Origin of the sequence: Nocardia rosealba, from assembly GCF_020216065.1 — a bacterium.
Classification (GTDB): domain Bacteria; phylum Actinomycetota; class Actinomycetes; order Mycobacteriales; family Mycobacteriaceae; genus Nocardia; species Nocardia rosealba.
Window position 1 is genome coordinate 1,230,545 of record NZ_JAIWNA010000002.1, and the last position, 25,513, is coordinate 1,256,057.

The following is a 25,513-nucleotide window of genomic DNA, read 5'->3' on the forward strand; positions in this document are numbered from 1 at the left end:
AGGTCACGACGGCGTTCGGTCCTGGCACTCGCTCGACAACGCGGCCCAGACCGGGGCGCGGTGGTCGAGCCGGGCGCGCATCCCTTCCACGGCATCGTGGCTGCCCATCACGCGCAGGTGCAGTTCGGTTTCGAGCTCGGCGACCCTGGCGGGGCCATAGCCGTGGATCGCGGCGTCCCACAGCAGTCGCTTGCTCGCTGCCATCGACGTCGGCGAGGCGTAGGTGGCCATGTCGGTGGCCATCGTGAGGGCGGCGGGCAGTACTTCGGCCGCGGGCAGGCACCGGCTGGCGAGGCCGAGCCGGACCGCTTCGACGCCGTCGAAAGTGCGTCCGGACAACAGGATGTCGGCGGCGACGGACATCCCGGCGACCTTGGCCACCGTCCAGTGCGCCATCGCGTCGGGCACGACACCGAGGCGCACCTGGGGAACGGCGTAGCGGGCGTCGTCGGCGACCAGACGGATGTCGGCCTGCATGGCAAGGGTCAGCCCGATGCCGATGGCGTGTCCGTTCACCGCGGCGATCACCGGCTTTCGCAGGGCGAAGGCGGGCGGGTCGACCGGTGAGGCGGAGAAGGTGGCGCGGTCGGGACCGTCGAAGGTGGCCGTTCCGCCGCCCAGGTCCGCTCCCGCGCAGAAGGCCGGGGCGGCACCGGTCAGCACGATCACCCGGACCGCGGCGTCGACATCCAGGTCGCGGTAGGCCCGGCCGAGCGCGTGACCCATCGCGGCGGTGAAGGCATTGCGGCGCTGCGGTCGATCGAGAGTCACCACGGCGACGCCGTCGCAGATCTCGATCCGGACGCCGCTCATACGACCTGCAATGCGGTGACCAGGTCCCTGATCTGCGCGTCCGGAGCGGTGTAACCGGGGAAATAGCAGCAGATCCGGTCGGCGACCCGGCCGAAACGTGCCACGATCTGGTCGGCGCATTCCTCGGGCGTGCCATAGACGGCGAGCGTACGCAGCATGTGGTGGTCGATCAGCTCCGTCATCGGGCCGACCTGGCCACGCTTGGACAGCGCGTTCAGTTCGGGCTGGAGTTCACCCCATCCCTCGACCTCGAGGACCGGGCGGTAAGCGGGGGTCGATCCGTAGAAGGCGAGCAACCGCCGTACCCCGACGGCGGCGGACTCGAGCTCGCGCGGCGTCCGGCCCATCGCGACGATCACCTGCGGGTAGATCGCCAGGTCGGCGGCCGCCCGCCCGGCACGCTCGAGCCCTTCCTCGATGGCGGGCACGGTGCGTTCGGCGAAATGGCGTGCGCTGTTGAACGGCATGACCAGCAGCCCGTCGGCCACCTCGGCCGCGGTTCTGGTCATGATCGGGCCGAGCGCGCCGAGGCAGATCTGCGGCACCCCATACGGATTAGGGCCGGGATCGAAGGTTGGCGGCATCAGGGTGTGCCGGGTGAATTCCCCTTCGAAGCGCAGCGCGGTCCCGTTCTGCCACGCGTCGAGGACGGCCTTGACCGCTTGGACGATCTCGCGCATCCGTGCCGCGGGCCGCGACCACTGGCCGCCGTACCGCTTGTCGATGTGCGCGCGAGTCTGCGAACCGAGTCCGAGCCGGAACCGGCCACGGCTGAGCAGGTGCAGATCGTAGGCCGCGTGCGCCAGGTGCAGCGGGCTACGTGGCAGTGCGATGGCGACGTTGGTCATCAGGTCGACAGGTTCGGCACCGCCGGCTGCCAGGATCAGCGGCAGAAACGCGTCATGGGGACCTTCGAAGGTGAACAGGCCGTCGGCGCCACACGCGGTCAATTCGGCAGTGCGGGAGACGACTTCGTCGGGGCGGGCGTCGAGCTGGAGATCGACCTTCATCGGTCCGCCGTGAACTGCGGAAGTACTGCGATCATAATTACATAGTAGCATGTAACGTTATGGCGCGACCAGGGGAGAATTCGCCGCGAGCGACGGTTCAGCGCGGGTTCACGAGCACGTACAACGCGTCCGCCATGCGCGTCACGAACCGCTCGGCGTCTTCACCGCCTCGCGACAGCGCGTGGAATGTCGTTGTCCCCGCGAGGATCTCGAAGACCAGCTCCGGATCGACGCCGGGCGCGAGCCGAGCGTCGTCGACCGCCCCCGCGAGTAACTCGGCGAAGGCCTTGCGTACCGGCGCACCGATCGCCAGCAGCCGTCGCCGCGCCTCTTCGGTCTGCGAGTCGGCCAGCAGACCCGGCACTCCGGCGCGCGCCGCCGGGCTGTCCGCACGGGCGAGAAAAATGCGCACCCAGGTCGCCAGGTCGGCGCGCAGATCGCCGGTCGGTTCCGGCGGCGCGTACGCGCCGGGACCGTGAATGGCCTCCTCCAGCAAGGCCTGCCGAGTCGGCCAGCGCCGGTAGATCGCCGGTGTGTTGACGCCGGCGCGCTTGGCGATCGCCACCACCGTGGTCTGCGGATACCCCACCTCGGCGAGCAGCTGCCGGGCGGCGATGAGCACGGCGAGGTCTTTGTCGGCGTCACGCGGCCGACCGGGTCGCGGCGAGGATTCCGAGGTCACCATTACATACTAGACTGTAACGTTATTCGGCGCTGCCGCGACCCGTGACCACAATCAGTCCTCGGCCAGCAACTGCTCGATCCGCTGGACACAGAACGCCGTCACATCGACCTCCGGCGGCAGCTGCAACCGGTGCGCCATCCGCAGCAGCGGGATACTGAGCAGGGCCGCCGCCAGAATCTCGTTGTAGCGCAGGTTGCGCACCTTCATCCCGCTGCGTTCCTCGTAGCGGGCGATGGTCTGCTGCCTGGTCGGTGTGCCCGGAAGCCGTTCGGTGCCTTGGAATTCCGAACACGCCCAGTCGAGGAACAGCATCCAGGCGAGGTCGGCTTCGTGGTCGCCGATGTAGGAGATCTCCCAGTCGAGCACGCCGACAACCCGGAATTCGGTGTCGTAGAGGATGTTCGACATGCGTGCGTCACCCCAGCACAGCGTGACCTGGTCGGGTTCGTACGAATTCGCGCGTAGCCAGTCCACCGCACGGCGCAGCGCTGGTGGCGCGGTGGTCGACGCCCAGTCGAGGGCGGCGCCGACGTAGCCGACTATCTGCTCGAGTGGCTTCGTGCCGAATTGCGGGAACGCCAGGAAGTCCAGATTCAGGGTGCGCCAGTCGAGCTGGTGGATCTCGGCGATGGTGTCGACGCAACCCCACCACATCTTTTCCCGCTCGGCGGGCTCGGCATCGAAGTACAGTCCGGCCGAATGATAGGACGGCAGGTCACCGGGCGCGCAGCCCTCGATCCGGTCCATCACGAAGTACGGGCTGCCGAGCGCCTCGGTGCCGCGATCCAGCCAGCGGACAGCGGGTACCGGCAGGCCGGTGCCCGCGAGCCTGCGCATGACCAGCACCTGCCGGAGCAGGTCGTAGTCGGGAAACAGCGCGACCTCGGGCGGGCGGCGCAGCACCAGCGACACCTGCTCGGCGTCGTCGCGTTCCAGGTCGAACAGGAACGTCTCGGTCGCCAGCCCGCGCGGGCTGGCCGTCCAGTTCGATACCCGGGCGGAGCGCGCGTCGGGGAACTCCTCGCGCAGGACGGGCACGACGGCGGTCGGCAGGTCTGCTGCCGTGGGTCGAGCGGTCATCAGTAGCCCTCGTACCCGTAGCGGGCGTTGCGGCCCATGAACACCATCTCCACCAAGCCGTAGCCGACCTTCCCGTCACTGCTCTCGACCTTGCAGAAGGTCTCGGTGAGCATGCTGACCTGTCGCAGCTCCCCGGTTTCGGTCAGGTCGACGGTGAAGCCGTCGCTGTAGGACTCGCCCTTCCAGATACCGGAGGCGTAACCGCGGTACATGTCGTAGCCGGCCAGGCCCGGCCAGAAATCGTGTAGCGCCGTCACGGAGAAGGTGCGCACGTTGCCGTCGGCGGCGGTCGTGGTGAACGCGCCCTCGGTGACGATGCGGAAGTCGTCGCGGAACTTCAGGTCGTGGGTGACGCCGATGATCGGCACGGTCGGCGCCTGCGCTTCGATGGGCTGCTGGATGGAGCCTTCGAAGTGCCAGCGTTGCCCGTCGGCGGTCTCGCGCTGAGCGAAATGGACCAGCTCGTCGCCGAACTGGAAGATGCCCATGAAGTACAGGACACCGTCCGGGATCTCCGAGGGCTGCAGACCGCTGCCCTCGCCGAGGCTGCCGCCGCCACCGCCGTGCCTGGTGCCCCACGAGTGATCGCGACCGAACCACCAGGTGCTCGGGTCGATGTCGATCCGCTGACCGTCGACCTCGAGCCAGCCGGAGATCTCACCGTTCTGGTAGTAGCGTCGCGCGTCCTCGCGGACGCGCCCGCGGGTGCGGAAGAACGCGGGTTCCTGCTCGTAGGCGGGGAACTGACCGCTGAAGTTCAGCTCCAAGCGCAGTCCGTGCTCGTTGTCGCCCAGGCTCGCGCGCACCCCGCGCAGCGGCTCGGTGATCTCGTAGCGGTAGGGGCCCACCTGCCAGGCGCCCAGGTCGTCGTACTTGCCGCCGATCTCACGCGACAGGCGCGCCACATGCGCCTTGCCGTCGATGGTGACCATCGCGTAGGCGTCCATGACATTGCGGTTGGGGTAGCGCGCCATGCCGGTCATGACGCTCACCCGGCCGGTGGTGTCGAAGCCGTAGAGCACGACGCGCTCGGTCCAGCGCAGGTCGCTCTGGACGACGTGGTCGAAGGTCGTCGGCAATTGGTGGCACAGCAGTTCGTCCTGGGGAGTCAGCATGGGGGTCCTTCACGAGTGGGGGGCGGAACAGGTTTCAAGTTAGCGAATTCAAATACACCATGTAGCGTTTTTAAAAAGATCCGATCTCGGCTACGCTCTGCCGACGTCGAAGGAGGAGTGATCGGTGACCGAACAGATCGAGAACCGCCAGGGCCGCGGTCGTCCACGGGACCCACAACTGGACGAGCAAGTGCTGCGCGCCACGCAGGAACTGCTGGTAGAGCAGGGTTTTCAGGCCACGACGATTCAGGGCGTCGCGCGCCGCGCGGGAGTGGTCGCCACCTCGATCTACCGTCGGTGGCCGAACAAGATCCACCTCGTCGAGGACGCGATCTTCGCGCTCGACACCGGGGTGGTCCCGCAGCCCACCGGTGACATCCGCGCGGACCTGCTCGCCTGGACCCGGCTGTTCTTCACCGCCGCCACCCATCCCGCGGCCCGCTCCGGCATCCCCGGCCTGCTCTCGGCCTACCACGACGACGAACAGAGCTACCGGCGACTGCGCGACCGCGGCGAGGGCATGGCGCGAGTCGCGTTGCGCGCCACCATCGATGCGGCCGTCGAAACCGGCCAGGTCTCCCCTGCCTGCGATCCGGACCTGCTCTTCGAATTCCTGCGTGGCGCGACCCTGCTGCGCGCACTCACCCGAGGCGACGAGGACGGCGAACATTTCTGCCGCCAGACGGCCGCGGCCCTGGTCACCCTCGCCCTCCATCACGAAAGTACGGAATGAGAACCCTCTATCGACGTCTGCTCGTCGCCGCGGCCGCCGCGTTGCTGGTCCCCGCCGCGATCGGCACCGCACAACCGGACTCCTCAGGGCGGGTGCTGGAGAGTCGCGACATCGCCGACACAGCTGTCGCCCGGGCTGCCTGCACCGGCGACGCGCTTCCCGAACCCGGCTTGCAGGGCGACGTGCCGGCCGCCGACCGTGACAGCGGCCGCAGTACCCAGGGCTACCGGTGCAACATCACCCGTATCGGCGGCTACGCGGGTCGCGGCGCGGGGATCACCTCGACGCAATTCGACCACTGCGTCTATCTGGGTAGCTTCTTCCCCGGCAACCTGCTCGGCCCGGCGCAAGGCGTGCAGGTGATCGACGTCGCGGATCCGGCGAATCCGGTGCTCACCACCACGCTCACCGAACCCGCGATGCTGGCCGGAACCTGGGAGAGTCTCAAGGTCAACGCCGAGCGAAAGCTGCTGGTCGGCACCGGGGTTCCCGCGTTCACCGGCGCGGGGCTGATCTCGGTCTACGACATCTCCGACTGCGCGCACCCGCGTCTGCTCAACCCCGGCCCGGGCACCGATCCGACCCTGCCGGTGCAGATCACGGCGCACGAGGGCGGTTTCTCCCCCGACGGCCGCACCTATTGGGCGTCCGGGGTCGTTCCCGGCATCGTCAGCGCTGTCGACCTGACCGATCCGGCTCTGCCCCGCGTGATCTGGCAGGGCATGCCCGGCAAGTCCATGCACGGTATGGGCCTGCGCGCCGACGGCAACCGGATGTATCTGGCCGACAACATGGGTGGGCTCACGATCCTCGACACCTCCGCCGTGCAGCGGCGCGATCCCGACCCCCAGGTGCCGATCATCGCCCAGCTCACCTGGACCGACGGCTGGGCGACCCAGCAGAACGTGCCGGTCACCTACAACGGCGTGCCGTACCTGTTCAGCGCCGACGAGGCGGGCTCCGGCGGCGTGAAACTCATCGACATCTCCGACGACACCCAGCCGCGCGTGGTGAACACGATCAAGCTGGAGATCAATCTTTCGCAGCACCGCGACAGCGCGATGGCCTCCAGCATGGGTGGATCGTTGTTCGCCTACGACGCCCACTACTGCTCCGCCGACCGGCCGGTGAATCCCACCGCGCTCGCCTGCGGCTGGATCTCCTCCGGCATCCGGGTGTTCGATGTGCGCGATCCGTTCCAGGTGCGCGAGATCGCCTACTTCAACCCACCGGCACGCACCGGCCAGAACAGCGAGTTGTGGAACTCCCCGCACGCTCTCGCCTCGATCATCGGTGTCCCGCTCCTCAGCGCGCCATCGGTGATGCAGGCCGTCGAGTCGGGCGCCTTCGATCCCGAGCAGGCGACCAGCTCGCGTACCGGCGACGTGGCCTTCGGTGACCTGTCCACGGACTGGTGCTTCTCGGCCCCCGAATGGCGTGGCAACCAGCTGTGGGCCGCCTGCGCCGACAACGGCCTGCTCACCCTGGAATTGTCACCCGAGGTGTACACCCCGCCCGCCGACCAGCGCTCGACCGTCGGCTCATGAGCGAGCGAATGCCTACACGCGATGTGTCCGCCGCGGTCGGTTACCGACGAAGCACGCCGCGGGTGGTGCTCGGTGCCGCCACGTCGATCCTGCTCCTGCTGGTGATCGGCGCGGCCCTGCGACCGCTCGTGGTATCCGAGACCCCCACGGCCGCACCGGTATTGACATCGACCGAGATCGGTTTCGTGCAGGACATGACCGGTCACCATCAACAGGCGCTGACCATGGTCGAGCGCCTCGCGCCCGACGTCGACCCCGCGGTGCGGCGGCTGGCCGACCAGATCGCCGACGCCCAGCGCCTCGAGATCGGCATGATGCTCGGCTGGCTCCGGCTGGCCGGAACGACCCCGACCAGCGCGCACCCGATGTCGTGGATGCCCACCGGTCACCGGCATGCCGGCGCCACGACGATGCCCGGCATGGCCACTCGCGCCGACCTCGACGCCCTCGCCGTGGCCCGGGGAGCCGAGGCGGAAATGATGTTCCTGCGCCTGATGTACCGCCATCACCAGGGCGGCGTCGCCATGGCCCAGGCTTTCGACGAGCTGTCCACCGGCGGCCCGGTCGAGCAGGCCGCGCGCGACATGATCAGCACGCAGAGCCAGGAGTCCGGAATCATCGGTCTGCTGATCGCCCGGTACGGTGCGGCCGCGACGGGCTGAGTCAGCTGGATGCGCGGTCTGCCGGTCGTCACCGGCTTCGCTGACGGTTGCCGCGTAGACCCGGCACTGACGCCGGGCACCGCGCTCACGAATGCGTGACCATGTCGCGGATCGCAGCGCGGACCTCGACGACAGCGGGGACGGCCGCGAATTCGACCGACTCGTGCAGAAAGTCCGAAAGCCGGGCGGCTGTGCGGCCGGTCGGACCCGGGTTCAGCGACAATGCCGGACCGATCTCCTCGACCGCGCGTTCGGGCTCGCCGAGCATCAACCGCAGGCGAGCCGAGGAGATCGCGGCCATCTCCGGTGTCAGGACTTCCCGCGACAGCGGCGGGTGGCCATCACCGAAGGCGATGCGGGCCAGGTCGGGGCGAGTCGCGATGAGTTGACGGTAGCTGTGGCCGAGCAGCCGCGACTGCTGCCCCGGCCCCGGCCAGTCGCGACGCGGTCCGAGGAGCATGCCGATGGCGGCCGCGGTGAGGCTGCGGTCGGCGGCATTGTCCGCGGGGGCGGCCTCGGCGGCTTCACCACGGCATTCCGCCGCGACGACGATCGCGCGCTGGAACGCGGCCTGCTCGCCGAGAATGCCGTTCGCGTAGGCCTCGAGTTCGGCGAGGGCGACCCGCAACAGGGGTGTCGCGGTGCGGCGCGACAGATACTGTGCGAGCTGAGCCACCTCCAGTCCTTCCGCGGGCCTGCCGCTGTCGAGGAGCTGCCAGGTCGACTCGGTGAGGATCGCGGCGGTCAGCACCGGGTCGCCTGCGGCGTGGGCCAGCCGCGCGGCATCGACCGAGTACCTGCGCGCGGCGGCGACGTCCTCCACATCCCAGCTCATGGCGGCGGCGATGTCGGCCAGTTCCGCACCGATCCGGAGTGCGCGCCCATACCGGTTCGAATCCGAAAGTTGCTGCAACCGAGGCAGATTCGCGCCCAACCACGCCGTGACGGCGCGGCGCGGCGCCTGCCCGTCGCCCCACTGCCTGCCTCGCGCCCATATCGCCAGCTGCTCGGCGGCGGCCAATTCGGCGGCGGAGAAGGTCGGGTAATCGGCGCGCGCGTACGTGGCGGGTGGTAGCAGCAGCGACCGCAGCTGGGTAGGCAGGTCGTCGAGCTCGCCGACCGATTCGACGGTCAGCCGGTCACGCAGGTGATCCAGCGACGTGTGCAACGCCGACGCGTAGGCGTCCACGTGCTCGGCGCGCACCGCGCGCGCCCCGGTCTCGAGCTGACCCAGGTACGGCTTGGAGTAGTTCGTGCGAGCGGCCATGCCCTGCAGGCTGATCCCGGCGGCTGTCCGCGCGACGCGCAGCGCCGAGCCCACTTCGCTCATGCGCGTGCCGCACCGGCGCTCGGCCGCGCCATGCGGATGCGCGCCCGCACATCATTCGCTTGCGCGAGGTTCGCGACTGGGATCGGCTTTCTCATCACCTCGACAATACGTCCCCGGTCTCGCCCCGCGCGGGGTGTCTGCAAACCGTCTGCAAGACGGCGCGGCCCGGCCTTGCGCAGCGGTTGGTCTCCCTATCGTCCGAGATCGTGAGCAACAAAACTGTCCTGTCCGGTCGGCGCCCGCGCAATGGTGCGCGGGCCGCGCTGACCTCTCTCGCGCTGATCGTCGCCGCGGCGACCGGGGTGACGCCGGCAGCGGCGGCGCCGTACCGACCCGCCGCACCGCTCGAAGCCACCTATCACGCGCCCGGCCCGTGGGTGGTGGCCCAACGAACCGGTGTCGACTGCTGCACGTCCACCGGCGACAGCTACGACATCTGGTATCCGGCCGACCTCGGCGCGGGCGGTGTGGTGCATCCGGTGATCACCTGGGGCAACGGCACCATGGCCCACCCGCGCGAATACGCGTACCTGCTCTCGCATCTCGCGTCGTGGGGATTCGTGGTCATCGCCGCCGATCGCACCGACACCGGCACCGGTGCGCAGATGCTCGACGCGGTGCGCTACCTGAGCGACCAGAACGGCGACCCGAACAGCGTCTTCCACAACAAGATCGACACCGACGCGGCCGGAGCCACGGGCCATTCGCAGGGTGGGCTCGGCGCGATCAACGCGCTCACCCGCGGCGGCGGCCTCGTCGACACCGCGGTGACCCTCGAGATGCCGATGGCGGCGGCCTGCGCGTCGCTGCCGACCGTCGACGGCCAGAGCGCCTGCATCGATCCCACCGCGGTGACCTCCGGCTCGGTCCTGCTGGTGAACGGTACGGCCGACGGCATCTCGCCGGCCACGCAGGCGCTCCCACCCGAGGTGATCGGTTTGCAGTCGATGCAGGCGTACTACGACGCGATGCCCGCAGGCGTACCCAAGGCCCGCGCCGCGGTGGTGGGCGCCCACCACAACGACGTCCAGGGCCAGCCCGACTGCACCAACTTCGGCTGCACCGAGGGCGTGCACCGCTATCTCGGCTACCTGACCGCCTGGTTCATGGACCGGCTGCGCGGCGATCAGGTCGCCCGAGGCGCGTTCCTGGCAGGCACCGGCGAACTCCTGCACAACCCACACTGGTCCGATCAAGCCAGCACCATCACCCGCTGACCGACGAAAGGCTGCATCTTCCATGGAAGACCACATCGAGAAACTGCTCACCGAGCTGGATCTGGACGGCAAGCTCCGGCTGATCTCCGGCGCGAGCCTGTTCCGGATGGCAGGTGACCCCGCTATCGGACTCGCCGAGATGCCGGTGTCCGACGGGCCGTCCGGGGTGCGTGGCGAGAACTGGGACGAACGCGACCCGTCGGTGAGCCTGCCCTCCGGTACCGCGATCGCCGCCACCTGGGATCCGGCGCTGCTCACCGAGATCGGCGCCCTGATCGCCGCCGAGGCCCGCCGCAAGGACGTCTACGCGGTGCTCGGCCCGACGATGAATCTGCACCGTTCCCCGCTCGGCGGCAGGCATTTCGAGTGCTTCTCCGAGGATCCGCTGCTCACCGCCGAGATGGCCGACGCGTACGTGCGCGCCGTGCAGGCGCACGGCGTCAGTGCGTGCCCGAAACACTACGTGGCCAACGATTCCGAGACCGACCGCTTCACCGTCGACGTGCGCGTCGACGACCGGGCACTGCGCGAGCTCTACCTCTACCCGTTCGAACGCACCGTGGAAGCGGGCGCCTGGATGATCATGGACGCCTACAACGCCGTCAACGGGACCACCATGACCGAGAACCCACTGCTCGACGAACCGCTCAAGGGCACATGGGGATTCGACGGTGTGGTGGTGTCGGACTGGATGGCGGTGCGCAGCACCGAGAGCGCGGCGAACGGAACCGACCTGTGCATGCCGGGCCCGCCGCACCTGTGGGGTGAACCGCTGGCCGCCGCCGTGCGCGCCGGCGAGATCGCCGAGTCCGCCGTCGACGACAAGGTGCGCCGCATCCTGCGCTTCGCCCAGCGCGTGGGTGCGCTGAACGGAACCCCGCAGCCCACCCCGGTTTTCAGCGACGAACAGGCACAGGATCTGGTCCGCCGGGTCGCCGCGGAGGCGATGGTGCTGGTCCGCAACGACGGTGTCCTGCCGCTGGCACCGGACACGACGGTCGCCCTCCTTGGCCCGTCCGCGGGCGAACCACGTTTCCTCGGCGGTGGCAGCGCCACCGTCATCCCCGGGCATACCAGCACCCCGGTGGAGGGCCTGACCGGGCGCCTGCCGATAACCCACACCGCGGGTGTCCATTTGTCCGAGGACCTGATTCCCGCCCCGGTGACGATCATGACCGACCCCGAGACCGGCGAACCCGGCCTGTCCGCGCGGTACCTGAAGGACGGCACCGTACTCGGCGTCCAGCACCGCACCACCAGCCGTCTCGTGCTGCTCGGTGAACCGCTGGCCGCGCAGTCGAACGCGATCGAGTTGCGCACACGTCTGCGCGCGGATATGGCCGGCGACTGGCAGATCGGATTCGGCGGCGTCGGCCACGTCCGGCTCGACATCGACGGCGAGACCGTGCTGGACGAGAACGTGACCCTGGAATCCGGCGACCCGGCGGCAGCGCTGCTCGACCCGCCCCAACGTCACGTGACCCGCACCCTCGCCGCCGGCGAGGAGGTCGAGGTGCGGCTAGTGACCAGCATTCAGGACGCGATGCCGGGCCTCGGCATCATTCTCGGCGCCACCCTCGGCATCCGGCGTCCGCAGCGTGACGACAACGAGGAGTTCGCGGCCGCGATCGAACTGGCGCGCGCCGCCGAGGTGGCCGTGGTGGTGGTCGGCACGACCGAGCAGATCGAGAGCGAGGGCATCGACCGCACGTCTTTGCGGCTGCCCGGCCGCCAGGACGAACTCGTCGCCGCCGTCGCCGCGGTCAACCCGCGCACCGTCGTGGTGGTGAATTCCGGTGCGCCGGTGGAGATGCCGTGGCGTGACGACGTCGCCGCCGTGCTGCTGTCGTGGTTCCCCGGCCAGGAGTTCGGCGCAGCACTGGCCGACGTGCTCACCGGCACCACCGAACCCGGCGGCCGACTGCCCACCACCTGGCCCGCGACCATGGCCGACGTTCCGGTCCTGAACACCACACCCGTCGACGGCGTCCTCGACTACACCGAGGGCATCCACATCGGCTACCGCGCGTGGTTGCGCGCGGGCACCGAACCCGCCTACCCCTTCGGTCACGGCCTCGGCTACACCACATGGTCGACCGACGACCTCGTCGTCGACGGGCACACCGTCTCGATCACGGTGACCAACACCGGAGACCGCGACGGCAAACATGTCGTCCAGGCCTACCTCGCACGCCCCGACAGCACGGTGGACCGGCCGGTGCGCTGGCTGGCAGGCTTCGCCGCCGTCACCCTGGCCGCGGGCGAGTCGCGCACCGTGTCGCTCGACCTGCCCGACCGCGCCTTCCAGCACTGGGGGTCCGACGGCTGGGAAACAGAACCCGGCGAATTCACCGTGCACGTAGGCACTTCCGTCACCGACCTGCCCCACACCGCTTCCCTCATCTGACCCTCAGCTCGACCTGCTCGACCGAACAACGGAGCGTGGCCATGTCCACCAGTACCCCTCGACTCGACAAAGACGACCACAACGACACCGGACGGCTCGACGGAGCCTCGCGCACCAGGATTTTCACCGTGCTGGCGGTGATCGTCCTGTTCTCCGAGATCGCCCCGATGCAGTACACGATCGTGGCGGCGGCGTTACAGAAGATCGCGCCGAGCTTCCCCGGTGTCGGGGCCGACATCAACTGGGCCATCATCGTCTTCGGGTTGATCGGCGCGGCCGCGTCTCCGTTGATCGGCAAGATGAGCGACGTCTGGGGCAAGAAGCGGATGTTCCTCATCTGCGGTGCCCTGTTCGTCATCGGTTGCGTACTCGACGCGACCACCTCGAACTGGGCGGTCTTCCTGTTCGGTCGCTGCCTGCAGGCCACCGCCATCGCCACCGCGGTCATCGCCTACGGCCTCATCCGAGATCTGCTGCCGCGCACTATGATTCCGTTGGCGCTCGGGCTCACCGCGACCGGCTTCGGCGTCGCCTCCATCGCGGGTCCGGTCCTCGGCGGCTACCTGGTCGACAACCACAGCTGGCGCGCCATTTTTTGGGTGCTGGCGGCGTTCACCCTGGCGATGCTGCCGCTGGTCTGGTTCATCGTGCCCGAGTCCGAGCTGCGGGTGCCCGAGCGGATCGATATCGTCGGCGCCGCACTGCTGTCCGGAGGTGCCGCACTCACCTTGATCTACGTCGACAAGGGCCACGACTGGGGCTGGGCGAAGCCCACCACGCTGCTCTGGCTGGTCGCGGGCATCACCCTGCTCGTCCTGTTCGTCGTCATCGAAAAGCGTGTCGCGACACCGATCATGGACATGAAGTTGCTGTTCCACCCGCGCGTCGCGCTGGTCCTGGCCGGGGCGCTGCTGGCCTCGCTACAGATCGGCATCGTCTCCTACGCCATCGCCTACATGGCCCAGACTCCACCGGATTCCGTCGTCACGGCGGGGATCGGGCAGTCGACGGTGGCCGAGATCCAGCGCCTGACGGGTCAGGCGGTACCGCTCGACGCTGTGCGCGTCGCCCTCGATCCCGGCTACACCTACGGCAGCGGGTACTCCCTGCTCGAGTTCGCGATCCGGATCGCCCTGCTCGGTTCGGTGATCACGATGATCTTCGGTGCGGTCGCGGGTCTGCTGGCCAAGCGAATCGGTGCCCGGCTCCCCCTGATCGTCGCCCTGATCATCTTCGCCGGTGCGGGCATCGCGTTCGCGCTGCTACCACTGACCACCACCAACTTCCTGGTCGTCAACTCGATTTTCAGCGTCGGCTTCGGCATGTACTACGCCTGCATGCCGATCCTGCTGGTCGAGGCGGTGCCGCAGGAACAGCAGGGCGTGAGTCTCGGCATGCTCGGGGTCATGCAGTCGATGGGCGTGGCGATCGGCCTGGCCGTCGTCACCGCGTTCCTGCACAACAACGGCGTGAGCGCCCTGGTGAGCGTGGGCGGCCTACCCCAACCGGCGACCCCGCTGCCCGACCTGTTCGGCGACCACGGCTACCGGCTCGGTTTCTGGGTCTGCGCGGCGGCATCCGTGCTCGCCCTTTCGCTCGCGCTGGTGATGAAACACGGCCGCACCCCGGCCACCGGAGGCACCGCGCACTGACCCGGACACGCCCTCGTCGATCAGTAGTCGAGGGCATGTTCCGGCTGGCAGACGAACAGGGGTGACGGTAGGTAGCGGACGACGGCGTCCAGGAGGGCAGCGATGTCGTCGCTCGCGCTGGGTGCGTCGCAGAGGATGGGGACGACGTCGCCGTTGCGAGTGCGACGGCGGATGCGGTTGTGCAGGTCCCGCGCCGAAAGGGAGTCCGCGGAGTACGATTCGGTCAGCGTCTCGACGAGCGCGCGGTACCAGCACCCGGCGGACTCTCCACGGCTACCGGCAGTCTCGAGCGCCGCGGCCGACACCAGATCGAGGACACCGTCGAAGCCGTCTCCGGTGCCGACCGGGACCTGTAATGCCAGCGGTGCTGCCCCGCGAGTGTCGGTGATCGTACGAACGCAGCGGTCGAAATCGGCGGTGGGTCGGTCGAGGCCGGTGAGCAGGCACAGGCGGGCGACCTGATGGTCGTCGGCGACTCGCAACATGGTTTCCAGCCGTGGGGTGCTGTGCGCGGCGGCGTTCACGACCACGACGACTCCGTCGGCTACCCGAATGCAGCGTTCCAGGTCGGCGATGAGCGCCTCGTTCGACGGCGCGGCGACGCGAATCGTGTGCTCGGCACCGTCCGTCGACCAGCGGACGGTGTCGTCCGTGTCGCCGAAGCACCGGCGCAGGCGGTGGGTCAGCCGGGTCGCCCCGGCGGGATCGCCGATGATCGTGACATTGCGGATCGACTGCGGGTCAATAGCTTTGGTGCCCATCGCGCTGCGGTACTCCAGATCGACGTCATCGCATCCTCGACGCGCTCACCGTACCTCCGCCCGAGCGGCGCCGGATCGGAATTCCGCCCCAAAGTAGAACGTGTTCCTATACCGTCGGCCACGTGCAGAAAGAACAACGCCCCGCCGTGGCTGACTGGTTCACTGCGGACGACGGCCAGGTACGCCTCAAAGGAACCCGCTGCAACGACTGCGGCACGCCGTACTTCCCGAAGAACACGCTCGCCTGCCGCAATCCGCAGTGCACAGGTGCCCACGACGGCTCCGAGCTCGTCGAGTACCTGTTCTCCACGCGCGGGCGGATCTGGTCGTACGCGGACGCTCGGTACAAGCCGCCCGCGCCCTACGTCTCGGCCGATCCGTTCGTGCCCTACGTCGTCGCGGCGGTGGAGCTCGAGGTGGAGCAGATGGTGATTCTCGGGCAGGTCGAGCGCGGTCTCACCGTGGACGACCTCGCCGTCGGTATGCCGGTCGAACTGACCGTCGGCACGCTGTACGAGGACGACGACGCCGAGCACACGGTGTGGATGTGGAGGCCGGTCAATGACTGACACGAACGATCGCGACATCGCTGTCCTCGGCGCGGGCATGCACCCGTGGGGCAAGTGGGGCCGCAATTTCGTCGAGTACGGTCTGGTGGCGGCGCGTGCGGCGCTGGCCGATGCCGGGTTGGACCACCGCGACGTCGGCTACATCGCCGGCGCCGACACCATCCGCAACGGTTACCCCGGCTTCGTCTCGGGTGCGACGTTCGCGCAGGCGCTCGGTTGGTCGGGTGCGCAGATCTCGAGCAGCTATGCCGCGTGCGCCTCGGGTGCGCAGGCCATCGCCAACGCGCGGGCCCAGATCCTGGCCGGACTGTGCGAGGTCGCGCTGGTCGTCGGCGCGGATACCACTCCGAAGGGGTTCTTCCAGCCGGTCGGTGGCGAGCGCCGCGACGACCCGGACTGGTTGCGCTTCCATCTACTCGGCGCCACCAACCCCATCTATTTCGCGCTGTACGCCCGCCGCCGGATGGCCTTGCACGGCGCCACCCTCGACGACTTCGCCGCCGTCAAGGTGAAGAACTCCAGGCACGGCCTGAACAATCCGAACGCCCGCTACCGCAAGGAGGTCTCGGTCGAGGAGATCTCCGCCTCGGCGGTCGTCTCGGACCCGCTGCGGTTGCTCGACATCTGTGCGACCAGCGACGGTGGCGCCGCCCTGGTGCTCACGTCGGTGGACTACGCCCGCCGCCACGGCATCACCGATCCGGTGCGCATCTCCGCGCTGTCGACGGTCACGCCGACGTTCCCCAAGACCGTGCTCGATCTGCCGGATTTCTCGACGGATTCGGCGGTGGCCGTCGAGCCGCCCTCGCGCACCTTCCGGTCGGCCATCGCCCACGCCGCCTACGAGGAGGCCGGTATCGGTCCCGAAGACCTGTCCCTGGCGGAGGTCTACGACCTGTCGACCGCGCTGGAGCTGGACTGGTACGAGGACATCGGGCTCTGCGAGACAGGCGAAGCGGAGGCTCTGCTGCGCAGTGGCGCGACCACCTTGGGCGGACGGGTGCCGGTGAATCCCAGCGGCGGCCTGGCCTGCTTCGGCGAGGCCATCCCCGCCCAGGCCATCGCCCAGATCTGCGAACTCACCTGGCAGTTGCGTGGTCAGGCCGAGGGCCGCCAGGTGGACAACGCCCGCGCAGGCATCGCGGTGAACCAGGGCCTGTTCGGCCACGGATCAGCGATCATCGCCACACGCTGACCCACGGCGTCGTTCCCCGCGGCGCGCAGGATCGGATCCGCGACCTGCGCGCGTGGGGTATCGGCGCCGCGCGGAATTCGGGATACTGTTCGTTACCCCATCGACCGGGCGCTTCGACCCATCGGAGGACTGCCGTGTCCACAGCGATATCCGCTCCGTCGACGATGCCGGTCGCGCAGGGCACCGAAGGCGGTGGCGCCGCCCTCGATCAGGTCGCGCTCATGACCGGTGCGGCCGCGGTGATCGGTGCGGTGCTGCTGTGGGTGGCCTACCTGCACCGGACCCGCCGCATCACCTGGCTGCAGCGGCTGGCCGACTTCAGCGGGCGCATCATGAACCGGCCGGGCTGGGTGGCGCTCCCGATCGCGATGTTCCTCGCGACCATCTTGACGGCGTTTCTCGGCTTCATCTGGGATGTGAGCCTGCACGTCGGCAAAGGCCGCGACGCCGGACCGCTGGCCAATCCGGCGCACTACTTCATCCTTGTCGGCCTGTTCTTCCTCTTCATGGCGGGCATGCTTGCCGTCATCCTGCCGCTCGACGAGAAGCCGGGCCGGGCCGCGGTGAAGATCACCCGCGACTGGTACGCCCCCGTGGGCGGCATCCTGATCGCCGGTGCCGGTCTGTACGCGCTGATCGGTTTTCCGCTCGACGACATCTGGCATCGGCTGTTCGGCCAGGATGTCACGCTCTGGGGGCCCACTCACCTGATGCTCATCGGTGGTGCGGGCCTGTCGCTGATCGGCGTGTTGCTGCTCGAACTCGAAGGCCGGTACAACCGGCCCGACCCCGCGCGCATCGACGGCCGGGTGTTGTGGGCGGTTCAGGGCTTCGCTTTCGGCGGCCTGGTGATCGGGCTGTCGGTGTTCGGCGTCGAATTCGACTTCGGTGTGCAGCAGTTCCGGCTGGTGCTGCAACCGATGCTGATCGTCTTCGCCGCGACGATCGCCCTGATCTCGGCGCGGCTCACGCTCGGCCCGCTCAGCACGTTGCTGCTCGTGGCCTTCGCCTTCGGTGTGCGCTGGGTCGTCGCGGTCCTGGTCGGCACCGGATTCGAGGCGCCGCGCAACGTGTTTCCGCTGTACCTCGGTGCCGCGGTCGTGGTCGAATTGCTGGCTCTCCTGCCGTTGATCCGCCGACCGCTCTGGTGGGGCGCGCTGGCCGGGCTCGGGGTGGCGACGGTGGGCATCTGGCTCGAATCGCTGTGGATCGAGCGGATGTTCGTCAATCCCTGGGTCGCCGGGATGTGGCCCGAACTGCTGGCGATGGCGGTGCCGGTCGGTGTGGCGGGCGGTGTGATCGGCGCGATGCTTGGCACTGTGCTGCGCGGCGAGCCATTGCCCAGGCCCGCGGTGCGCCGCGGACTGGTTGTCGCCGCGGTGGTGATCGCCGCCGCGGCCACCACGAACGGGCTGATCATCCGGGTACCGGAGAACGCGTCGGCGACGGTCGTGCTCACCGACGCCGAGCCCGTCCGGGGCGGGCGGATGGTCACCGCCGACATCCGGCTCTCCCCCACCGATCTGATCGGTGCCGATCCGGAATGGGTGGAGATCCTGGCCTGGCAGGGCGGTACCGGTGACGACAGTCCCGGCCACGGCCTGGTCGTGGACAAACTGCGTCGCGTCGCCGACGACCACTTCGTTTCCACCCGCCCGGTGCCCGTGCACGGCACCTGGAAAACGGTGCTGCGCCTGCAGGACGGGCGCATGCAATCCGCGCTGCCCCTCTTCATGCCGCTCGATCCCGGCATCGGCGCCGCGGAGGTGGCCGCGCCCGCGAGCTTCACGCGGCCGTTCGTCGAGGAGATCTCGGTGTTGCAGCGCGAGCGGTCCTTCGACCATCCGTCCTGGCTGATCGGCCTGGCCGGCCTGGTGGTGCTGGCATGCAGCCTGGCCTTGATCGCGGCGATGGCGTGGGGCGCCGCGCGCGTCAACGATCGCTATCTGGCGGCGGGCAGCACACCGGATCAGAAGGCAACGGTCGACACGTGATCCGCCAGGAGAACGTCGACATTCTCGCCGACCACTCCCTGCTGCTGGCGATTCCGGCCTTCCTGCCCGCGGTCGCGCTGGTCGGGTTGGTGTTGTTCATCGCGATGCGCGATCGGCGCGCGGAGAGGCGCGAAAACGAAGGCGCCGGAACCGAATCCACGCAGACCGATGGCAGTGAGGAGAATCCGTGAGTACTCGTCGACTCGGGTTCGGTCTTGTGACGGTCTCCGTGGGTGCGCTGCTGATGGGCTGCTCATCGGGCGAGCCGACCGTCGAGCCGGTGGCGACCGCACGCACCATCGACATCCGGATAGCCGACGGCGAAGTGTCTCCGGTCAATACGCGCACCGAAGCAGAGGTCGGGCAACGCATCGTGTTGCGGGTCGACAGTGACGCCACCGACGAACTGCATGTCCACTCCGCTCCCGCGCACACCTTTCCCGTCGCCGCGGCCGCCGGCCAGGAGTTCGAATTCACGGTGGCGGTTCCGGGCCAGGTGGACATCGAACTCCACCACCTCGGACGGACGGTGACGACGCTGCTGGTCCGGCGTTGAGCCCCCTCGCCCACGGCCTCAACGGTGCCGCGGACCTGCCGATTCCGCTCACGTACGCCCTGGTCGGTGCGGCGTGGGCGCTGACCTTCTCGTTCGCGCTGCTGTTCGTGGCCTGGCGTCAGCCGCGACTCGACCCGGAGTCGCCGGGATGGCCGCTACCCACGCCGGTGCGGCTGATGATCGACGCTCCCGTGACTCGCGGCATAATTTCCGCGATCAGCGTGGTGTCGACCGTGTGCGTGCTCGTCATCGCGGTGTTCGGTTCCGCCGATCCGGCCCTCAATCCGGTTCCCGGAGTGCTGTATATCGGCGTCTGGGTCGGGGTGATGGTGGCGTCGCTGCTGATCGGACCGGTCTGGAAGGTCATCTCCCCGATCAGGGCGATCCATCGATTCGGCTGTCTATTGCTGCGGCGCACGCCGGAACACGGAATTATCCGCTATCGCGAGGAGTGGGGAAACCTCCCCGCCGCTGTCGGCCTGTTCTCCTTCGTGTGGCTGGAGTTGGCCTGGCGTACACCGGGTTCGGTGGCCTCGGTGCTGACCTGGCTGATCGGCTACCTCGTCGTCACCCCGATCGGCCTCGTACTGTTCGGCACCGTGTGGGCAGAGCGCGCCGACCCGCTCGAGGTGTACAGCACGCTACTGGCGCACCTGAGTCCGTTCGGCCGCGACCGCGCGGGACAGCCGGTGCTGCGGATGCCGCTGAACAATCTCGCGGGAACCCCCGGGCTCGCCGGATCGGTAGCGGTCGCCGCGACATTGCTCGGATCCACCGCCTTCGACAGCTTCTCCACATTCCCGTGGTGGCGCGAACGGGTCGACGACCTGGCCCCGGTGGTCGACCCGACACTGGTGCGCACGGCCGGGCTGCTGGTCTTCATCGGGGTCGTGGGCGGGCTGTTCTCCGTCGCCGCGCGCGCCACCGGCGGTGTCTCCTCCGCCGAACGCGCGCTGCTCCCACGGCGGCTGGCGCTCAGCCTCACCCCGATCATCGCCGGTTACCTTGTCGCCCACTACCTCACGTTTCTCGTCGAGAAGGGACAGGCGACGGTGCTGCTGTTCGCGGACCCGCTCGACCGTGGCTGGAATCTCGCGGGCCTGGCCGATCGAGACGTTGCCTACGTGCTGTCGAGCCATCCGAGTGTGCTCGCCACCTGCAAGGTGCTCGCTGTCCTGATCGGCCACCTCCTCGGCGTCGCCGCCGCACACGACCGATGCCTGCTCCTACTCCCCCCTCGTCACCGGCTGACCGGCCAGTTGGCCTTGATGCTGACCATGGTCGCCTTCACCTTCACCGGGCTGTATCTGCTGTTCGGGGGATAGTACGTTCGACCACGACGTCCGCTGGTAGCTTGGCCCTGTGCCCCAAGGGCATTCGAACCTGGCAGCTTTCGCCTGTGCGAACACGGTCACGCCGGCGGACGTCAGGCGGTCGTCTGTGCGTCGCCGTAGACGACGAGCCAGATGGCGCGGCCCAGCGATTCGGCCAGCTCCTCGTCGGTGATGCCCGTTTCCGAAGCGAAAGCGACCGTGAGTGTCCGTTCGACCATCGAGGTGAGAACCAGGGCGGTCGACGGCGGATCGAGTCGGGGTGCTACGCGGCCTGCCGCGCGCTCGGTGTCGAGGCGGGTACACACCAGTTCGGCGAAGCCGGCAACCCTCGTCCGCCAGTAGCGCGCCACCGCGCGGTCGTAGGCCGACACCTCGCTCAGGGCGAGCAGTAGGTAGCGGTGTGCACGGAAGCCGCTGATCATCGCGGCGATCGCCGCGACGACACCGGCCTGCTCGTCGGTGTGTTCTGCGCGCCACCACGTTTCGGCGGCCGCGAAGAGGTCGGCGGTGGCCAGTTCGGCCATCCGGACCAGCAGGCTGCTCTTGTCCGGAAAGTAGCGGTAGAAGGTCGATCGGGCCGCGCCGGACGCGGCCGCGATCCGCTGCACGGCGAGCTCGGTGTACGGCGTGCCGTCGGCGAGCAGGTCCTCCACCGCGCGCAGTACCCGGCGCTCGAACTCCACCCGCCGGTCGTCGGAGGATTTGCGGGCCGATCGCGGGACGCGCGTCAGCGAGGGCATCGGCGCCCTGGATCCCGCTCGGCGCCGCGCTCGTGTGCTGGGGGCATGCCCTCATTGTGCCTGCCGCGCCGCGTATGTCGCTCCCGGGAGCGGTACACCTCCGGCAAACATGTTGTGGCCGTGCGGTATTGACTCGGAGTGTGACGCACCTCATCATTTTATCGGACATACTGTCCGAGACTCGATGACCGAGGCGGCTCACATGACCCCTTCCCCAGTCCCCAGCATCGAGTCCGCCGATGTCGTTGTGGTCGGTGCGCGCTGCGCCGGCTCCGCGACAGCGCTCACCTTGGCCGCGGCCGGTCGCCGAGTGATCGTCCTGGATTCCGCTCCCCTGCCCTCGGATACGTTGTCCACACATCTGCTCTGGCCCGCGGGCATGGCCGAACTCCAGCGACTGGGCGTCCTTCCCGAGGTGGCCGCACTCGGCGCGCCCCAGCTGACCCACGCCTATGCCGAAGGCGCGGGATTCGGTATCGGGTCGGCGTTCCAGCCGGTCGACGGCATCGACTACGCGATGTGCGTGCGGCGGACCGGACTCGACGGGGTGCTCGTGCGGGCGGTGATCGCGGCGGGCGCCGACGTGCGGCCGAGATGCCGGGTGGAATCCGTGGTCTTCGACGGAAACCGCTGTGCCGGTGTGCGATACAGCGACAGCGCCGGCGCCGTCACCGAGATCAAGGCGGCGCTGGTAGTCGGTGCGGACGGGCGGCGCAGCACCGTCGCCCGCGCGGTCGGCGCGGAGGAGCCGTTCCTGACGGTGCCCAGCGGCCGTGACTGCTATTTCGCCTATTGGCGTGACTCACCCGATGCCGCACGCCACATCGCCGCGCAGTGGCGGGTCGGGGCGGATCTGGGCACCGCGTTCCCCTGTGACGACGGTCTGGTACTGAGCCTGGTGCAACCGCCACGCGTCGAAGGCAGGCTCGGTTCGGGCGTGGCCGAGCACCGCTATTCCTCGGCGGTTCAACGGATTCCGGGGCTGGTCGACCGGCTACGCGGTTGCGAACGAGTCGGGCGCGTCCGGTCGGCCGTCGGCATCGCCTCGTACTTCCGTCATTCCGCGGGCCCCGGCTGGGCGCTGCCCGGCGACGCGGGCCATTTCAAGGATCCCGTCACCGCGCAGGGGATCCGTGACGCACTGCACTACGGTCGGCGGCTGGCCGAAGCCGTCACCGATGTCCTCGACGACCCGGCCGATCTGGATGCGGCACTGGCACAGTGGGAGCGCACGCGGGTGATCGAGTGCCGCGACATCTTCCACTGGACCAACCGGCTCGCCCGCGGTGAGGCCATGCGGCCCTTGGAGATCGAGCTCTACCGCATCGCCGAGGTGGATGCCGAGCTGGCCGAGATCACCACCGGCATCTTCTCGCGCACGCGCAAACCCGCCGATCTCTACACCCCGGTTCGCGCGTTGCGGCTCGGCTGGGACGCGCTGCGCCATCAACGCGACCAGGTGCCCGCTGTCCTCGCCGACATGGCGCGCGAGATCCGCGACGCGGTCGCCGAACGACAGATGACGCGAACCACGTTGCGTGGCAATCCTCCTCGGGTGCCGATGCCCACACCGCTCACCTCTGCGACACCCGGAGCTCAGCATGTCCGATAGCCCGCTCACCTGCACCCGCCGCACAGCCCTGCGAGCCGGGCTGGCCGTCGGTGCCGCACTGGCCGTCCCGGCACCCACGGTGGGCGCCGCGCCCGGCCCACGCTCGCCGCTGCTCCGAACGACGGGCAAAACTGTCGCGATCTTCGGTGGCGGGATGGCGGGCCTGAGCGCAGCGCACGAACTGGCCGAACGCGGCTACGACGTGACCGTCTACGAACCCGCTCATCTGGGCGGGAAAGCCCGCAGCCTCGGCGTTCCCGGCACCGCGGGCCCGGGCAGGCAGGATCTGCCCGGCGAGCACGGCTTCCGCTTCTTTCCCGGCTGCTACCGCAATGTCCCCGATACAATGAGCCGAATCCCGTTCCCGGGCAACCCGAACGGCGTACTCGACAACCTCGTGCGGGTCGAGGGCACGGTCGCCGGTTTCGAGAACACCGCGCCGATCTTCCTTCCTGTCGAACCGGGCGGCCTCACCCAGCTGACCCCGCAGGTGATCCAGAACAGCATCATCGGTTCGCTGCGGTTCATCCCCGACCTGCCCGCCCACGAACTGGCCTTCTTCGCCAAACAGATGGCCATGTGGTTCACCTCGAGCACGGAACGTCGCTTCGGGCAGTGGGAGTACGTCACCTGGGAACAGATCATGCGGGCCGAGGGCAAGTCGCCTGCCTATCGCAAGTACCTGGTCAGCGCACTGACCCGGATCACCGTGGCCGCCAAACCGCAGACCAGTTCGGCGCGCACGATCGGCACCATCGGTGAGGCACTCGTTCTGGCAGGTACGGGGCTCGTGCCGGAGTTCTCCGGCGGGGTGGACCGCATCCTCAACCGGCCGACCAACGCCGCGTGGATCGATCCGTGGGTGGCGTATCTGCGTTCCCTCGGAGTCCGGTTCGTCCTCGGCCAGGCCGTGACCTCGTTGCGGCTGGCCGGCGGCCGGGTCGAGTCGGCCACGGTGGCCGGTGGCGGTGCCGCGACCACGGTGACCGCGGATCACTACATCTGCGCCGTTCCCGTCGACCGGGTCGTCGACCTGTTGAGCCCGGCCATCCTCGACGCCGACCCACGCTTGGCCGGGATGCGCGAGCTGGTCACGGACTGGATGGTCGGCATCCAGTACTTCTTGCGCCGCCCCACCGACATCCCCGAGGGCCACATCGCCGCACTCGGGTCACCGTGGGCGATCACCGCGCTGCGCCAGGCACCGATGTGGGTGGGAGATTTCGCCGCGACCTACGGCGACGGTTCCGTCGTGGAATGCCTGTCGGTCGACATCTCCGACTGGGACACCCCCGGGATCCTCTACGGGCGCACCGCCAAGGAGTGCGGTGCCGAGGAGATCGCGGCGGAGGTGTGGGCGCAGCTCACGACCTGGCTCAACACCGGCACCGGCTGGTTGCGCGACGAGGACATCCACTCCTGGCACCTCGACCCCGGTATCACCTGGTCCGGGAACGGCATTCACAACGAGACCCCGCTCTTGGTCAATACGGTCGGGTCCTACGACAACCGGCCCGACGCGCACTGCGCGATTCCGAATCTCTACTTCGGCGGCGACCACATTCGCAGCCATATCGACCTGGCGACGATGGAGGGGGCCAACGAATCCGGGCGCGCCGCGGCCAATGCGGTCCTCGACTCGGCCGACGATCCGGGCAGCCGGGCGACCCGCTTCCCGCTGGTCGACCTGCCCGTCTTCGCCGGTGCCAAAGCCGTCGACGCCGACCGCTTCCGAGCCGGACTGCCGCACCTGCTCGACAGCTGATTCGGTCAGCGCGCCCGCACCATCGGCACGTGGCAGGCCTGCTCCGTGAAACACTGTCCGGTGACCGCGAACCGAACGGTCGACTGCCCGCGATGCCGAGAGGAGACGGCCATGACCGACGAGCCCGGGAATTCCCGACCGCCGGCGCCGGTGTCCAAACGCAAAGCGGCGGCCCGGGGAGCGGCCCGCAGGCTCGGTGTCGAGGACTGGACGAGCGCGGCCCTGCGGGTGTTGCTGCGCGACGGCGTCGGCGCCGTCACCATCGCCAAGGTCTGCGAGGAACTCGGGGTCACCAAAGGCAGCTTCTACTGGCACTTCGACGGAATCGACCAGCTGCTCGAGACCACAGCGCAGTTCTGGTGCGCCGATCACAACGACGCCGCCCGCGGCTTCCACGACCTCGACGAACTGCCCGTCGAGCAACGCCTGGAGCGGATGGGCGCGTTGCTCACCGAGGAGCGGGTCTGGCAGGTCGAGCTCGCGGTCCGCGACTGGGCGCGCACCAACGCGAAGGTGGCCGAGGCGGTGAAGGCGCTGGATCAGCGGATCTTCCACACCCTGTCCAAAGCCCTGATCGAGCTGGGGTTCTCGCCCGAGCAGGCGGAGATGCGGGCCGGGCTGATGTGCTTCGCGGGCATCGGTTTCGTGCACGGCAATCAGAACCTGCCGGTTCCCACGGCGGATCAGCGGCGCGAGTTCTTCCGGTTCATCACCAGCGCCGGGCCACGGTGCTGAG

Annotated in this window: 23 protein-coding genes; 15 read left to right on the forward strand and 8 right to left on the reverse strand. The window is 68.9% G+C overall.

Annotation, left to right across the window (positions count from 1 at the left end; genetic code table 11):
- Positions 1-3: 3 nt before the first annotated feature.
- The 5 genes from LDL21_RS12675 to LDL21_RS12695 all read right to left on the reverse strand — a co-directional run bounded on the left by LDL21_RS12675 (position 4) and on the right by LDL21_RS12695 (position 4,703).
- Complete coding sequence (locus LDL21_RS12675) at positions 4-813, reverse strand: enoyl-CoA hydratase/isomerase family protein (RefSeq protein ID WP_225280185.1); 810 nt, start codon at positions 811-813, stop codon at positions 4-6.
- Positions 810-1,823, reverse strand: coding sequence for a TIGR03617 family F420-dependent LLM class oxidoreductase (locus LDL21_RS12680; protein ID WP_225280186.1), 1,014 nt, complete (start codon positions 1,821-1,823; stop codon positions 810-812). The genes LDL21_RS12675 and LDL21_RS12680 overlap by 4 nt, the downstream gene beginning before the upstream one ends.
- A gap of 97 nt (positions 1,824-1,920) precedes the next feature.
- Positions 1,921-2,508: a TetR/AcrR family transcriptional regulator gene (locus LDL21_RS12685; protein ID WP_225280187.1), complete on the reverse strand. Its 588-nt coding sequence runs from the start codon at positions 2,506-2,508 to the stop codon at positions 1,921-1,923.
- Between the two features lie 51 nt (positions 2,509-2,559).
- Positions 2,560-3,588, reverse strand: coding sequence for a phosphotransferase family protein (locus LDL21_RS12690; protein ID WP_225280188.1), 1,029 nt, complete (start codon positions 3,586-3,588; stop codon positions 2,560-2,562).
- Positions 3,588-4,703, reverse strand: coding sequence for an Rv3169 family protein (locus LDL21_RS12695; RefSeq protein WP_225280189.1), 1,116 nt, complete (start codon positions 4,701-4,703; stop codon positions 3,588-3,590). Before LDL21_RS12695 ends, LDL21_RS12690 begins: the two co-directional genes overlap by 1 nt.
- A 124-nt stretch (positions 4,704-4,827) precedes the next feature.
- On the opposite strand from LDL21_RS12695, the gene LDL21_RS12700 reads away from it, so the two are divergent.
- From LDL21_RS12700 to LDL21_RS12710, 3 genes are read left to right on the forward strand one after another with little or no spacing between them, the layout of a single operon-like run.
- On the forward strand, positions 4,828-5,436 hold the full coding sequence (locus LDL21_RS12700; protein ID WP_181696218.1) for a TetR/AcrR family transcriptional regulator: 609 nt from the start codon (positions 4,828-4,830) through the stop codon (positions 5,434-5,436).
- Positions 5,433-6,983 (forward strand): LVIVD repeat-containing protein, encoded by a 1,551-nt coding sequence (locus tag LDL21_RS12705; RefSeq protein ID WP_225280190.1) that lies wholly within the window; start codon positions 5,433-5,435, stop codon positions 6,981-6,983. The genes LDL21_RS12700 and LDL21_RS12705 overlap by 4 nt, the downstream gene beginning before the upstream one ends.
- Entirely contained in the window at positions 6,980-7,645 is a 666-nt protein-coding gene (locus tag LDL21_RS12710) for a DUF305 domain-containing protein (protein WP_225280191.1), read from the forward strand. Before LDL21_RS12705 ends, LDL21_RS12710 begins: the two co-directional genes overlap by 4 nt.
- Positions 7,646-7,730: 85 nt before the next feature.
- On the opposite strand, the gene LDL21_RS12715 is transcribed toward LDL21_RS12710, so the two are convergent.
- Positions 7,731-8,975 carry a helix-turn-helix domain-containing protein gene (locus LDL21_RS12715; RefSeq protein WP_225280192.1) on the reverse strand — a complete coding sequence of 415 codons (1,245 nt, stop codon included), beginning with the start codon at positions 8,973-8,975 and terminating at the stop codon, positions 7,731-7,733.
- Positions 8,976-9,181: 206 nt separating this feature from the next.
- Between LDL21_RS12715 and LDL21_RS12720 the strand changes: the two genes are divergently transcribed.
- The 3 genes from LDL21_RS12720 to LDL21_RS12730 are packed head-to-tail and all read left to right on the forward strand — an operon-like array spanning position 9,182 to position 14,251.
- Positions 9,182-10,192: a poly(ethylene terephthalate) hydrolase family protein gene (locus tag LDL21_RS12720; protein ID WP_225280193.1), complete on the forward strand. Its 1,011-nt coding sequence runs from the start codon at positions 9,182-9,184 to the stop codon at positions 10,190-10,192.
- A 22-nt stretch (positions 10,193-10,214) separates the two neighbouring features.
- Positions 10,215-12,599 (forward strand): beta-glucosidase, encoded by a 2,385-nt coding sequence (locus LDL21_RS12725; protein ID WP_225280194.1) that lies wholly within the window; start codon positions 10,215-10,217, stop codon positions 12,597-12,599.
- A gap of 41 nt (positions 12,600-12,640) precedes the next feature.
- Positions 12,641-14,251 carry an MFS transporter gene (locus LDL21_RS12730; protein WP_225280195.1) on the forward strand — a complete coding sequence of 537 codons (1,611 nt, stop codon included), beginning with the start codon at positions 12,641-12,643 and terminating at the stop codon, positions 14,249-14,251.
- Positions 14,252-14,271: 20 nt separating this feature from the next.
- Here the strand turns inward: LDL21_RS12730 and LDL21_RS12735 are convergent, their stop codons facing one another.
- Positions 14,272-15,012: a GTP-binding protein gene (locus LDL21_RS12735; protein ID WP_225280196.1), complete on the reverse strand. Its 741-nt coding sequence runs from the start codon at positions 15,010-15,012 to the stop codon at positions 14,272-14,274.
- A gap of 122 nt (positions 15,013-15,134) precedes the next feature.
- Here LDL21_RS12735 and LDL21_RS12740 point away from each other — a divergent pair, with 122 nt between their 5' ends.
- The 6 genes from LDL21_RS12740 (at position 15,135) to LDL21_RS12765 (ending at position 20,651) form a co-directional block, all read left to right on the forward strand.
- Positions 15,135-15,581, forward strand: a complete 447-nt coding sequence (locus LDL21_RS12740) for a Zn-ribbon domain-containing OB-fold protein (protein WP_370465644.1) — start codon at positions 15,135-15,137, stop codon at positions 15,579-15,581.
- Positions 15,574-16,776 (forward strand): lipid-transfer protein, encoded by a 1,203-nt coding sequence (locus LDL21_RS12745; protein WP_225280197.1) that lies wholly within the window; start codon positions 15,574-15,576, stop codon positions 16,774-16,776. The genes LDL21_RS12740 and LDL21_RS12745 overlap by 8 nt, the downstream gene beginning before the upstream one ends.
- Before the next feature lie 164 nt (positions 16,777-16,940).
- Entirely contained in the window at positions 16,941-18,770 is a 1,830-nt protein-coding gene (locus tag LDL21_RS12750) for a hypothetical protein (RefSeq protein ID WP_225280347.1), read from the forward strand.
- Positions 18,770-18,961, forward strand: a complete 192-nt coding sequence (locus tag LDL21_RS12755) for a hypothetical protein (protein WP_181696471.1) — start codon at positions 18,770-18,772, stop codon at positions 18,959-18,961. The genes LDL21_RS12750 and LDL21_RS12755 overlap by 1 nt, the downstream gene beginning before the upstream one ends.
- Positions 18,958-19,326 carry a hypothetical protein gene (locus LDL21_RS12760; RefSeq protein ID WP_308017127.1) on the forward strand — a complete coding sequence of 123 codons (369 nt, stop codon included), beginning with the start codon at positions 18,958-18,960 and terminating at the stop codon, positions 19,324-19,326. Before LDL21_RS12755 ends, LDL21_RS12760 begins: the two co-directional genes overlap by 4 nt.
- Positions 19,323-20,651, forward strand: coding sequence for a hypothetical protein (locus LDL21_RS12765; protein ID WP_225280198.1), 1,329 nt, complete (start codon positions 19,323-19,325; stop codon positions 20,649-20,651). Before LDL21_RS12760 ends, LDL21_RS12765 begins: the two co-directional genes overlap by 4 nt.
- Positions 20,652-20,752: 101 nt before the next feature.
- Here the strand turns inward: LDL21_RS12765 and LDL21_RS12770 are convergent, their stop codons facing one another.
- Entirely contained in the window at positions 20,753-21,400 is a 648-nt protein-coding gene (locus tag LDL21_RS12770; RefSeq protein WP_225280199.1) for a TetR/AcrR family transcriptional regulator, read from the reverse strand.
- 202 nt (positions 21,401-21,602) lie between these two features.
- On the opposite strand from LDL21_RS12770, the gene LDL21_RS12775 reads away from it, so the two are divergent.
- From LDL21_RS12775 to LDL21_RS12785, 3 genes are all read left to right on the forward strand, one after another.
- Positions 21,603-23,012, forward strand: a complete 1,410-nt coding sequence (locus LDL21_RS12775) for an NAD(P)/FAD-dependent oxidoreductase (RefSeq protein WP_225280200.1) — start codon at positions 21,603-21,605, stop codon at positions 23,010-23,012.
- Positions 23,002-24,777, forward strand: coding sequence for a hydroxysqualene dehydroxylase (locus tag LDL21_RS12780; protein ID WP_225280201.1), 1,776 nt, complete (start codon positions 23,002-23,004; stop codon positions 24,775-24,777). Before LDL21_RS12775 ends, LDL21_RS12780 begins: the two co-directional genes overlap by 11 nt.
- 111 nt (positions 24,778-24,888) lie before the next feature.
- Positions 24,889-25,512: a TetR/AcrR family transcriptional regulator gene (locus LDL21_RS12785; protein WP_225280202.1), complete on the forward strand. Its 624-nt coding sequence runs from the start codon at positions 24,889-24,891 to the stop codon at positions 25,510-25,512.
- The last annotated feature ends 1 nt before the right edge of the window (position 25,513 follow it).